General features: G+C 65.9%; 11 protein-coding genes and 1 pseudogene. 8 read left to right on the top strand and 4 right to left on the bottom strand.

Features of this window, described 5'->3' with window-relative positions; translation table 11 throughout:
- Both FVW20_RS17550 and FVW20_RS17545 read right to left on the bottom strand, forming a co-directional pair.
- Positions 1–545 (bottom strand): hypothetical protein (locus FVW20_RS17550; RefSeq protein WP_196610594.1); only part of this gene is annotated, 545 nt, incomplete at its 3' end.
- Between the two features lie 130 nt (positions 546–675).
- Positions 676–933, bottom strand: coding sequence for a hypothetical protein (locus FVW20_RS17545; RefSeq protein ID WP_012612680.1), 258 nt, complete (start codon positions 931–933; stop codon positions 676–678).
- A 530-nt stretch (positions 934–1,463) separates the two neighbouring features.
- Between FVW20_RS17545 and dsrA the strand changes: the two genes are divergently transcribed.
- From dsrA to FVW20_RS17515, 7 genes are all read left to right on the top strand, one after another.
- Positions 1,464–2,777: a dissimilatory-type sulfite reductase subunit alpha gene (gene dsrA / locus FVW20_RS17540; protein WP_196610593.1), complete on the top strand. Its 1,314-nt coding sequence runs from the start codon at positions 1,464–1,466 to the stop codon at positions 2,775–2,777.
- A gap of 18 nt (positions 2,778–2,795) precedes the next feature.
- Positions 2,796–3,941 (top strand): dissimilatory-type sulfite reductase subunit beta, encoded by a 1,146-nt coding sequence (dsrB, locus tag FVW20_RS17535; RefSeq protein WP_231039222.1) that lies wholly within the window; start codon positions 2,796–2,798, stop codon positions 3,939–3,941.
- Positions 3,942–4,004: 63 nt separating this feature from the next.
- Positions 4,005–4,238, top strand: coding sequence for a dissimilatory sulfite reductase D family protein (locus FVW20_RS19890; RefSeq protein ID WP_007524227.1), 234 nt, complete (start codon positions 4,005–4,007; stop codon positions 4,236–4,238).
- Positions 4,239–4,389: 151 nt separating this feature from the next.
- Positions 4,390–5,982 (top strand): cobyrinic acid a,c-diamide synthase CobB, encoded by a 1,593-nt coding sequence (locus FVW20_RS17530; RefSeq protein WP_196610592.1) that lies wholly within the window; start codon positions 4,390–4,392, stop codon positions 5,980–5,982.
- Between the two features lie 462 nt (positions 5,983–6,444).
- Positions 6,445–7,341 (top strand): hypothetical protein, encoded by an 897-nt coding sequence (locus FVW20_RS17525; protein WP_196610591.1) that lies wholly within the window; start codon positions 6,445–6,447, stop codon positions 7,339–7,341.
- Positions 7,342–7,476: 135 nt separating this feature from the next.
- A complete protein-coding gene (locus tag FVW20_RS17520; RefSeq protein WP_196610590.1) occupies positions 7,477–7,926 on the top strand; it encodes a MarR family winged helix-turn-helix transcriptional regulator in 450 nt (149 codons plus the stop codon).
- A gap of 86 nt (positions 7,927–8,012) precedes the next feature.
- The gene (locus FVW20_RS17515) at positions 8,013–9,614 is read left to right on the top strand and encodes an SLC13 family permease (RefSeq protein WP_196610589.1); all 1,602 of its coding nucleotides are present in this window, start codon (positions 8,013–8,015) and stop codon (positions 9,612–9,614) included.
- A 222-nt stretch (positions 9,615–9,836) separates the two neighbouring features.
- Here the strand turns inward: FVW20_RS17515 and FVW20_RS17510 are convergent, their stop codons facing one another.
- Positions 9,837–10,130 (bottom strand): integration host factor subunit alpha, encoded by a 294-nt coding sequence (locus FVW20_RS17510; RefSeq protein ID WP_007524232.1) that lies wholly within the window; start codon positions 10,128–10,130, stop codon positions 9,837–9,839.
- Positions 10,131–10,156: 26 nt separating this feature from the next.
- On the bottom strand, positions 10,157–10,576 hold the full coding sequence (locus FVW20_RS17505) for an HIT family protein (protein ID WP_196610588.1): 420 nt from the start codon (positions 10,574–10,576) through the stop codon (positions 10,157–10,159).
- Positions 10,577–11,104: 528 nt separating this feature from the next.
- On the opposite strand from FVW20_RS17505, the pseudogene FVW20_RS17500 reads away from it, so the two are divergent.
- Positions 11,105–11,524: pseudogene (locus tag FVW20_RS17500) on the top strand (radical SAM protein); the annotation flags it as partial.

Raw genomic sequence — 11,524 nt, 5'->3', positions numbered from 1 at the left:
GCCACCAGCGGGGCGGGCCCGCCGGGAAACAGCCGGGCCGCCGCCACGCTTTCGCGGGCGTAGGTGCCCGGCGCGCCCGGGCAGAACAGCACGATGCACAGCGGCGAGCCGTCGTCGTCACGCAGGGTCAGGTCCACCACGCGGCAGCCTTCGTCGTGATCTTCGGAATCTACGGGATCGGGGGAGGCAACGGCGGGAACAGGCGGAACAGGCGGAACAGGCGGGACAGGCGGGACAGGCGGGACAAGGGGAACAGGGGGAACAGGGGGAACAGGGGGCGCGGCGGAGTCATCGGGGCGGTCGGCACCTTCGAAGCCCCGAGGCGCTTCGGGGGACGGCGGCGCCAGAGAAGGCGGGGCATGCGCCGCAGCAGGCGGCACGTCGAACCGCACCCGCACGCGCGGCTCCACCAGCCCGCGCGGGTGGCCCAGTTCCTCCACCAGCAGCCGCGCCAGCGCCTGCCGCAAATCCTCGTAGGTGGTGTGGTCCACGTCCTGCCCGGTCAGGTAGTCGCGCAGGGTGGCCCCAAGGCTGACTTCGTGCATGCGGCCCTCCGGCAAGCCTGCCTCTTGCGCACGGGCAGGATTGCTCCGGAATTCACGAGCACCGCTCTCGCCCACCCGGTCGGCCTTCGTGACATGCTTTCGACGAATGCCCCCGGGCAATCGGCCTGCGTCAGTTTGCCTTCAGCAGGGCCCGCGCCACGGATTCGTCGTACAGTTTCAGGGGGTCGGTTTCGCGCCCCATGTCGCGGTACATCCCCGCGGCATGACGAATGATTTCCAGCGGCACCCATTCGTGGCGTTCCCACACTTCGGGCCGGTCGGCGCGCCACAGGCGAAATTCCACGCTGCCGCCGCTCGAGCGCACGTAGACGCGGGTGCGTTTGTCGTTGGGATCGGGGTAGTAGTAAAGGCCAAGATCGTCCTGCATGGGCACTCCTGAACACGTGAACTGCGTATGACGCCCGCCGCCGTGGCCGGGAGCGGGCATACGGTCAATGCCCTATCCCGCCGATGCACGCAAGCTGTTGTCATTCCGCGGATGGTGGGCTACAAGCAAGAAAGTGTCGCCCCCCCTGCATGGCGGCACCAGGATGTCCGACGGGGAGACTGCCATGCCCCGTCCCCGCGTGAAAACGCGGCGGGCACCGGAACGATTCGGGCCGCACGGCGCCACCGACACGCCGTCACCTGCATTGTTTCGGCAATCCCGACAGGGCCTTGCCTGCTTCCCGCCGTCCGGCGGGGCGGTGCCGCGGCCCGCGTCGGGGCTTGACAACGCGCCGGAATCCTTTTAGGAATGGCGTTACTTTGTCCAAAAAATCACGAGTTTTCCGGGCGCAAGGGCCGCGCCGACCGATGCCCTTACTTCCGGAAGACGCCGTCCTGTTGCGCCCCAGAGGCGATGGGCGTGTCTGTTGAGAGTCCAGAACTTCAACAAACCAATGTGGAGGTAAGGCAATGGCGAAACATGCAACCCCCAAGTTGGACCAGCTCGAATCCGGGCCTTGGCCCAGCTTCGTGTCCGACATCAAGCAGGAAGCTGCTTACCGGGCTGCCAACCCCAAGGGGCTGGACTACCAGATCCCGGTGGACTGCCCCGAAGACCTGCTTGGTGTTCTCGAGCTGTCCTACAACGAGGGTGAAACCCACTGGAAGCACGGCGGCATCGTGGGCGTGTTCGGTTACGGCGGCGGCGTCATCGGCCGTTACTGTGACCAGCCCGAACAGTTCCCCGGCGTGGCGCACTTCCACACCGTGCGCGTGAACCAGCCCGCGGCGAAGTACTACCACACCGACTACCTGCGCCAGCTCTGCGACCTGTGGGACCTGCGCGGCTCCGGTCTGACCAACATGCACGGCTCCACCGGCGACATCGTGCTTCTTGGCACCCAGACCCCGCAGCTCGAAGAACTGTTCTTCGAACTGACCCACAAGATGAACACCGACCTTGGCGGCTCGGGCTCCAACCTGCGTACGCCCGAATCCTGCCTTGGCATGTCGCGCTGCGAATACGCCTGCTACGACACCCAGGCCTGCTGCTACGCGCTGACCATGGAATACCAGGACGAACTGCACCGCCCGGCGTTCCCCTACAAGTTCAAGTTCAAGTTCGACGGCTGCCCCAACGGCTGCGTCGCCTCCATCGCCCGCTCCGACTTCTCGGTCATCGGTACCTGGAAGGACGACATCAAGATCGACCAGGCCGCCGTCAAGGCCTACGTCGGTGGCGAACTGAAGCCCAACGCCGGCGCCCACTCTGGCCGCGACTGGGGCAAGTTCGACATCGTGGCCGAAGTGGTGGAACGCTGCCCCTCCAAGTGCATCTCCTGGAACGGCTCCGCCCTGTCCATCAAGACCAGCGAGTGCGTGCGCTGCATGCACTGCATCAACACCATGCCCCGCGCCCTGCGCATCGGTGACGAACGCGGCGCGTCCATCCTGGTCGGCGCCAAGGCGCCCGTCCTTGACGGCGCCCAGATGGGTTCGCTGCTGGTTCCCTTCGTGGACGCCAGCGAGCCGTTCGACGAAATCAAGGGTGTCGTCGAAAAGATCTGGGACTGGTGGATGGAAGAAGGCAAGAACCGCGAGCGTCTTGGCGAGACCATCAAGCGTCTCAGCTTCCAGAAGCTGCTCGAGGTGACCGAGATCGACCCCGTGGCGCAACACGTGAAGGAGCCCCGCTCCAACCCGTACATCTTCTTCAAGGAAGAAGAAGTGCCCGGCGGCTGGGATCGCGACATCACGGAATACCGCAAGAGACACCAGAGATAAGAAGAGGGGTAGCACATCATGGCATTCATCTCTTCCGGGTACAATCCCGAAAAGCCGATGGAAAACCGTATCACGGACATCGGCCCCCGCAAACACGACTCCTTCTTCCCCCCGTTCATCGCGAAGAACTTCGGGAAGTGGCTGTACCATGAAATCCTGGAACCCGGCGTGCTGGTGCACGTCGCCGAATCCGGCGACAAGGTGTACACCGTGCGCGTTGGCGCTGCCCGTCTGATGTCGATCACCCACATCCGCGAGATGTGCGACATCGCCGACAAGCACTGCGGCGGCTTCCTGCGCTTCACCACCCGCAACAACGTCGAGTTCATGGTCGACACCGAAGCGGGCCTGAAGGCGCTGAAGGAAGACCTGGCCTCGCGCAAGTTCGCCGGCGGCTCCTACAAGTTCCCCATCGGCGGCACCGGCGCCGGTGTGTCCAACATCGTGCACACCCAGGGCTGGGTGCACTGCCACACCCCCGCCACCGACGCTTCCGGCCCGGTCAAGGCGATCATGGATGAAGTCTTCGCCGACTTCCAGGCCATGCGTCTGCCCGCCCCGGTCCGCATCTCGCTGGCCTGCTGCATCAACATGTGCGGCGCCGTGCACTGCTCCGACATCGGCGTGGTGGGCATCCACCGCAAGCCCCCGATGATCGACCACGAGTGGACCGACCAGCTGTGCGAAATCCCGCTGGCCGTTTCCGCCTGCCCCACCGCCGCCGTGCGTCCCACCAAGGTGGAAGTCGGCGACAAGAAGCTGAACTCCATCGCCATCAAGAACGAACGCTGCATGTACTGCGGTAACTGCTACACCATGTGCCCCGCCCTGCCGATCTCTGACGGCGAAGGCGACGGCTGCGTGATCATGGTGGGCGGCAAGGTTTCCAACCGCATCTCCATGCCCAAGTTCTCCAAGGTCGTCGTGGCCTACATCCCGAACGAAATGCCGCGCTGGCCCTCGCTCACCGCGAAGATCAAGCACATCATCGAGGTGTACGCCGCCAACGCGAACAAGTACGAACGTCTGGGCGAATGGGCCGAACGCATCGGTTGGGAAAGCTTCTTCAAGCTGACCGGCCTTGAGTTCACCCACCACCTCATCGACGACTTCCGCGATCCGGCCTACTACACCTGGCGTCAGAGCACCCAGTTCAAGTTCTAAGCCGGAAGGCAACCACATTCCGGGGGCGGGTTTGCCGCCCCCGGATAACCAAAGGGGCTATCCATGGAAGAAGCCAAGAACAAGGTCGTGGAATTCCTGCAGTCCAAGGCCGGCTCGAAGAGCAAGTTCTACTTCAACGACTTTCTCGACCTGTTCCCCGACAAGGGCCCGCGCGACGTGAAGAAGATCCTCACCGCGCTGGTGAACGCCGAAGTTCTGGAATACTGGTCCTCCGGCAGCACCACCATGTACGGCCTCAAAGGCGCCGGCAAGCAGGCCGGAGCCGAGGGCGAATAGTAGTTCTCCACGCCGGGGAACTGTTTTTCCGAAAAGGCGTATGGACTGCAAGGTTCATACGCTCTTTTCATATGCATTCCCGCCCTGCGCGCCGCGCATGGCGGCCACATCTGTATCCCGCCACACAGGCCGGACCCTTCGGCGCCACTGCATGAATCTTCCGCGCATCGTCATCGCCGGTCTTTCCGGCGGCTCGGGCAAAACGCTGGTATCCCTCGGCGTGGTGCGCGCCCTTGCGCGTTCCGGCCTTGCCATAAAGCCCTGCAAGAAGGGGCCGGACTACATCGACGCCTGGTGGCTGGCCCTGGCCGCCGGGCACCCCGCCACCAACCTGGACCCCTACTTTCTCGATGCGCACATGCTGCGCTCGCTGTTCTGGACCCAATGCGGACTGGTGGGCGATGCCAATCCGGCCCGTTCCGCCAGCACGGCGATCCGGTACGACATGGCCGTCATAGAAGGCAACCGCGGCCTGTTCGACGGGCGCGACCTGTCCGGCAGCTGTTCCACGGCGGAACTGGCGCGCATCCTTGGTGCCCCTGTGGTGGTTGTCATGGACTGCACCAAGATGACCCGCACGGCTGCGGCCATCGTGTCCGGCCTGCGCCACTTCGAGCAGGGCGTGCACATTGCCGGGGTGATCCTGAACCGCACGGCGGGGCCGCGCCATCGCACCGTGCTGCGCGAAACCATCGAACACTACACCGATGTGCCGGTGCTGGGCGTGCTGCCCAAGATAGCCGACAACCCCATACCCGAGCGGCACATGGGTCTGGTTTCCGGCATGGAACACGAGGAATGCGTGGCCGGACTGGACAAGGTGGCGGACATCATGGCCGAACACGTGGACCTGCACCGCCTGCGTCAGGTGGCCTGTGCCGCTGCGCCGCCGCGGGGGCCGGTGGCCGACCTGTGGTCGTTGCTGCCCGGTGCGGCGGCCATCACACCCGACGAGCCATCACCGTGCAACGCCAATCAGGATGATGCTGTCCAGGGCCAGGTTGCCCAGGGTGATGCAGCCCGGCGTGACGGCGTCACCCACGCGGAGCAGCCTGCCCCGACGCGCATCGGCTACGTGCATGACGCGGCCCTGTGGTTCTACTACGAGGAAAACCTGCTGGCCCTGCGCCATGCCGGGGCCGAACTGGTGCGCCTTTCGCTGCTTGACGGCGCGGACTGGCCGCAACTGGACGGCCTGTACCTTGGCGGCGGCTTCCCGGAAACCCTTGCCGCACGGCTGTCCGCCAATCGTCCGACCCTGGACCGGCTGCGCGCCCTGTCGGAGTCCGGCCTGCCCATCTACGCGGAATGCGGCGGGTTCATGGTGCTGGGCCGGTCCATCGTCATGGACGGCACCGAGCACCCCATGGCGGACATCTTTCCCGTGCGCACCGTGTTCCATGCAAAGCCCCAGGGGCTCGGCTACGTGGACGCCGCCGCCGTACTGGAAAACCCCTTCCACCCCGTAGGCGCGACCTTTCGCGGGCACGAGTTCCATTACTCGCGCTGCGTGCCCTGCAACGACGCCACCGGCACGCCCGGCGCCACAGCCGTGCCCAGCGCACTGCACCTCACGGCCCAGTCCGGCCATGTCACCGGCATGGGCGATGGCCGCGACGGCCTGCTGCTTCGCAACACCCTGGCTGCCTACACCCACATCTTCGCCCCTGCCGTGCCCCACTGGGCACCTGCCATGGTGCGTGCCGCGCGCGCCTTCAGATCCGGTCGCCCCCTCCCCGCCTGACGCCATCCATCCCCCTCCCGATTCGTTACCATCTCCGCCTTTGCGGCAACCTGCCCTCTAGGAACGGCGTGCTTTCGTGCGCCTGCTTGACATTCACTTGCGCACTCATTATTAGCAATCAAACAATTAGCACGCACACAACAACACCACCAAACAACATGTCCGGAAAAATGAACCTGCCTCAGCACCAACCATTACCTACGGAAATTCCGGCTGCATCGCGTCACCGCAGATCGCCAGTCCCGGCCCGTGCACGGACCGCCCGCGTCACGCCAGACGAGTTGCGCATGCTGTTGACGGACTGGCCCGACGACACTGCGGAACGCGCTTGCTCTTTTCCCGATGCACCCCGCGCGGCATAGCTGTTCATTTTCCCTTGCCTGATGCACCGCATCCACTCGCTACCTCGGCAATTCCCCCACATCCGACGCGCGCACGGCGCGCCCTGTACAGGAGCCTTGCATGTCCCGTTCGTTTTCTGGCGTCCTCACCCGTTCTGCACCCGGCGCAATCCTTGGTGGCCTGCTGCTGACCCTTGTCCTGATGTTGGCCGCGTCCGCCGCGCATGCCGCTGACAATGATTTCTCCGCCACCTTCACCGGGCGCACCATTGGCGATGCGGACATGGACGGCGGCGGGTCCGTGGCCGTCACCGAAGCCGGAGCCAGCCTGCGCTACCGCTGGTTCGGCATCGACTACCTGAACCGCAGCTACGACTGGTCGGACACCGCCAGCCTGCCCTTCGGCAGCGGATCCGATCCGTGGGAACAGTTGCACACGCTGCGCCTGCGCGCCGACATCGCAGATCGATTGGGCTTTGGCGGTCTTGGCTGGTTCGCCGGGGCTGGCCTGACCGCCGGATGGGAAGAAGAAATGGACGACGCCTGGGGGCTTTCCGGATCAGCGGGGCTTACCTGGGAAGCGGGCGGCGTGCGTCTGCGCGGCGGTGTTGCGGCCTATGCCCACCCCGTGGGCGCGCGCCTGCTGCCCCTGATCGCCGCTGACTGGGGCAACCAGCGAGATCCGGGCTTTTCGGCCACGGTAGGCTTTCCGGAAACCATGCTCCGCTACCGCTCGTCCGACATGTTTTCCTTCCGCGCCGGAGGACGGATGGAAGGGAAAACCTACCGCCTGGCCGACGACAGCCCGGTCCAGCGCGAGGGCTACATGATGACCACGTCCCTGACGCTGGGCGGCTACATCGACATCACCCCGCTGGAAGACCTTACCCTGACCGTGGGCGCGGAATACTTGACCCGCCAGGAAATGCGGGTCTACAATTCCGGCGGCGACGAACGGAACATCTACGACCTGGACGACGCCCCCGCCCTGTTCCTGCGCCTGAGCTACGGCTTCTAGCCGTCCGCAGGAACCAGCCAGACCACGCCACACGTCCGCGGCCCCATCGGCCCCGTCGGCATCATCGATATTGACGCCGAACGGGGCCGCGACATACCCGGACATACCGTCGCGCCCCCAACCAGCAGGAACCTCATGCTTACCGACGCACACTTCCCCGATGTCCTCGCCTCGCACCGGCTCAGCACGCTGGTGGGTGAACTGTCGCGCGCCTGGCGCGCCCGTCTGGACCAGCGCCTCAAACCGCTGGGCCTGTCACAGGCCTCGGGGGTGGTGCTGTGGGCACTTGCGCTGGGCGGCGCGCTTACCCAGACCCAACTGGCCCGGAGCATCGGCATAGAAGGCTCCACGCTGGTGCGCCAGATCGACCGGCTTGAAGCGGATGGCCATTTGCGCCGGGTGCAGAATCCCGATGACCGGCGGGTCAATCTGCTGGAGCTGACCGATTCCGGCAACGAACTGGCCAACGCCGTTGATGCCGTGGGCAGGGCGGTGCGGGACGAACTGTTCGCGGGCCTTCCCGTTGCCGACCTGCACACCACCATGCGCACCCTGCACCAGTTGCGCCTGCGCCTGCCGGACTGACCACGGGGGCGCGGATTCGCTCGCCCGCCGCGAGTTGTTCCCGCATACCGCGCGTGCTACGCAAGCTGACCAGCAAGAGGTCACGCATGCCCCCTGATTCACGCTTCTCCTCCCAGACACGCCATCCCGCTCGCGCGGCCCTGACCATGCTCGCCGCGCTGGCGCGTTCGTCCCGTCACACCATCGCGCTGGCCTGCGCGACAACCGGTGCGTTGCTGGCCCTGTACCCTCCTGCGGCCCTGCCTCCGGAGACCGCCCGTCCCGTGGGGCTGGCCGTGGGCGCCATAGGGTTGTGGGTTACCGCCGCCATCCCCGAATATCTCACCGCCCTGCTGTTCTTCCTGCTGGCAGTCCTGCTGCACGCGGCCCCGACGGTCACGGTGTTCTCAGGCTTCCACTCGGCCACTTTCTGGCTGGTCTTCGGCGGGCTGTGCATAGGCGCCGCCATGCAGCATACCGGCCTTGGCGAGCGCATGGCGCGGGGGCTGCTGGCGCGCACGGGCACGGACTACACCGCGCTGGTTTGCGGGCTGGTGGCCGTGGGCGTGCTGCTGTCGTTCGTCATGCCCTCGTCCATGGGGCGCATCGCCCTGCTCATGCCGCTGGCGTTGTCCCTTGCCGGGGCGGCGGGGCACGGTCCGGGCAGCGCCCAGCGCACCGGCATCGTGTTGGCCGCCCTGTTCGGGGCGCTGCAACCGGCCTTCGCCATCCTGCCTGCCAACGTCCCGAACATGATCCTTGCGGGCAGCGCCGAGAGCCTGTTCGGCCACACCCTTGCCTACGGGCGTTACCTGCAGGTGCACTTTCCGGTGCTGGGCCTGCTGAAGGCCGTGGTCATCGCAGTCGTGGTGCTGCGGTTCTACCCGGCGCCCGGCGCCGGACAGGCGGGCGGCACTGGACAGGTGGGCGGCACCGGACTGGCGGGCGGCATGGTCGGCAAAGCCGTGGAAGGAACTACGGAGGAAGCAGCGTCGGGAACAGCAGACGGGGCAGCAGCAGGGGCAGCAGCAGGGGCCGCGGGCGCAGCGTCGACCGACACCGCAGCCATGTCCGTGAATGCTGCGACCAGTCCGGCGGAACGGCGGCTGATGGTGGTGCTGGCCGTGGCCGTGGGCCTGTGGGCAACCGACACGCTGCATCATGTCTCGCCCGCGTGGGTCAGCCTGGGGGCCGCCGTGCTCTGCCTGTGGCCGCCGTTGGGCCTTACCGGCAAGCAGGCCATCAGCAGGGACATGAGCATGGCCCCGCTGCTGTTCGTGGCTGGCATCATGGGGCTTGGCGCCATGATGGCGGCATCGGGCGCGGGCCATTTGCTGGTGAGCGCCCTGCTTGATGCCCTGCCCCTGGTTCCGGGTGACTCCGTGCGCAATTTCACCGTGCTCACGGTGTACGCCATGGTCACCGGCCTGCTCACCACCCTGCCGGGCATCCCCGCAGTGCTCACACCGCTGGCGGGCGATCTGGCCGCCGCCTCAGGCCTCAGCCTGGAGGCCGTGCTGATGACCCAGATCGCTGCCGTCTCGTCCATGTTCCTGCCCTACCAGTCGCCGCCGCTGGTGGTGGCCATGCAACTGGGCAGCATTTCCTCCGGCCACATGACCCGCACCTGCCTGCTGCTGGCCGCCGTCAACATGGTTGTGCTGCTGCCGCTGGACTACCTGTGGTGGCGCTGGCTTGGCATACTCTGACCGGACGACCGCCGGGCGTCATCACAACGGGAAAACGGGCGGACGGCCCCTCGCCGCCTCGCCATGCGCTGGCGTATGGCGGTCCGCCGCAGCTTCCTGCCCCCCGCACGCAATGCACGCAGCCCCCGCTTCACTCCGAAAAAACACCGACGCCGCCCCCCAGCCGGGGAGCGGCGTCGAAAACCCTTGCGGCCTGTGGCCGGGCAGGTGCGCGCGGACGCGCTATTCGTCGTTCAGTTCGGCGCGGAACTTGCGCGACAGGCGGAACACCACGACCTTGCGCGGGGGCAGGGTGATGGTTTCGTCGGTCTGCGGGTTGCGCCCCTTGCGGGCCTTCTTGTCATAGGCCTCGAACTTGCCGAATCCGCTTATGAGCAGGGCATGATCCTTCTTGATCGCCTGCTTCATGATGCCGAGAAGCGACTCGACAACGCCTTTCACTTCGGCGCGGTTCCTGTCGGTCTTTTCGTAGATGGCATCGACGATTTCCGCCTTGGTCAGGGTCTTGCCGCTCATACTGTCCTCCGGGCCGGTGCTTCCGGCTACTCCATGCGTTCCCTGATGGCCTTCGCGAGCGCCTGCATCTCGTCGATGCTGCCGTACTGCCCCTGCGGCCACAGTTCGTGGCCGTCGCCGGGAAAGCGGGGCACCAGATGCCAATGGACGTGGAACACCACCTGTCCCGCCGTCGCGAAGTTGTTTTGGAATATGTTCAGCCCTTCCGCTCCGGTGGCCTCCATGACGGCGCGGCCAACACGCTGCTGGGCGGCGATGATGTGCTCGCCGAGCCGCGCTGGCATGTCGAGCACCGTGCGGTGATGCTCCTTGGGAACGATCAGCGCATGGCCCCGATTGACGGGTCCGATGTCCAGAAAGGAAAGCACGTGGTCGTCGGCGTAGATTTGCGCGCAGGGAATTTCGCCACGCACTATCCTGCAGAAAATACAATCGGACTGGGACATGGATTCTCCGTCACATGGAACTCTTTGAAATCATTCAGCCACGCGTACCGACGCACAGCGGCGGGCATGTAACTAGTTATATACACAGTCAAAGACGCAACCGCAAGTAAAATCTTGCAAGATTATGCCGGGTTGCCACGCCTTGCGGCACAAGGGCTTCCGTGCCATCGTCCCTGACGGGGAGGGGGGTGCGCACCCCGTTCCAACCCCCTTTGGGGAAAGGCGCATGTCGCATCCTGCCCGTGCGGCGTCCGTTCCCTGCCCGAAAATCGAGGGGCGCACGGCAAAATACGGCCCCCTGCAGGGCCTGACGTACGCCCCGCGACAATCAACTTCGTTCCGATAGTAACACATCAGCAACACAAGGCAATCATGTCGGCGTTGATTTTTCCGGTCCCCGAGGCATGTTGCGGTGGCCGCGGGCCGGGACACGCGCGCGGTGCGGCCTGCGCATCTGCCGCCCCTCCACGCATTCGGCCACGCATCCTTCCGATTTTCCTGCCTTTTGCAGGCTGCCCCACCCGCTGTGTGTTCTGTGCGCAGGACGTGCAGACCGGCCAGCACGGCGGGGTCCATAGCCTTGCCCGCACCCTGGCCCAGGCCGAAGCGCGGCTGGAACACGAGGCGCGCCTGCTTGAGGCAGCGGCGGCAAGCGGCGATCGGCAACCCCGCGACCATCCCGCTCCGGCCACCGGACGCGGCGCGCCCGCCCGCTACGCCTCTCCTTCCCCATTGGAAATCGCCTTTTACGGCGGCACATTCACCCTGCTGCCCGAAGCGGAGCGCGCCGAATGCCTGAAGCTTGCCGCACGCTGGCGGCAACGCGGGGTGGTCTGCCGGGTCCGCTGCTCCACCCGCCCCGACGCCGTGACCGCGCGCGGCCTGGCGACATTGCGCGCGGCAGGCATGGACTGCGTGGAACTGGGGGTGCAGAGTTTCGACGACGCG

Origin of the sequence: Nitratidesulfovibrio oxamicus (genome assembly GCF_015731765.1) — a bacterium.
GTDB classification, from domain to species: domain Bacteria; phylum Desulfobacterota; class Desulfovibrionia; order Desulfovibrionales; family Desulfovibrionaceae; genus Cupidesulfovibrio; species Cupidesulfovibrio oxamicus.
This window is presented reverse-complemented; position numbering and strand designations above follow the sequence as displayed.

Excerpts from the sequence above, each read along its gene's own strand:
- FVW20_RS17545 (WP_012612680.1), bottom strand. The coding sequence starts at position 933 with ATGCAGGACGATCTTGGCCTTTACTACTACCCCGATCCCAACGACAAA.
- dsrA (WP_196610593.1), top strand. The coding sequence starts at position 1,464 with ATGGCGAAACATGCAACCCCCAAGTTGGACCAGCTCGAATCCGGGCCT.
- dsrB (WP_231039222.1), top strand. The coding sequence starts at position 2,796 with ATGGCATTCATCTCTTCCGGGTACAATCCCGAAAAGCCGATGGAAAAC.
- FVW20_RS19890 (WP_007524227.1), top strand. The coding sequence starts at position 4,005 with ATGGAAGAAGCCAAGAACAAGGTCGTGGAATTCCTGCAGTCCAAGGCC.
- FVW20_RS17530 (WP_196610592.1), top strand. The coding sequence starts at position 4,390 with ATGAATCTTCCGCGCATCGTCATCGCCGGTCTTTCCGGCGGCTCGGGC.
- FVW20_RS17525 (WP_196610591.1), top strand. The coding sequence starts at position 6,445 with ATGTCCCGTTCGTTTTCTGGCGTCCTCACCCGTTCTGCACCCGGCGCA.
- FVW20_RS17520 (WP_196610590.1), top strand. The coding sequence starts at position 7,477 with ATGCTTACCGACGCACACTTCCCCGATGTCCTCGCCTCGCACCGGCTC.
- FVW20_RS17515 (WP_196610589.1), top strand. The coding sequence starts at position 8,013 with ATGCCCCCTGATTCACGCTTCTCCTCCCAGACACGCCATCCCGCTCGC.
- FVW20_RS17510 (WP_007524232.1), bottom strand. The coding sequence starts at position 10,130 with ATGAGCGGCAAGACCCTGACCAAGGCGGAAATCGTCGATGCCATCTAC.
- FVW20_RS17505 (WP_196610588.1), bottom strand. The coding sequence starts at position 10,576 with ATGTCCCAGTCCGATTGTATTTTCTGCAGGATAGTGCGTGGCGAAATT.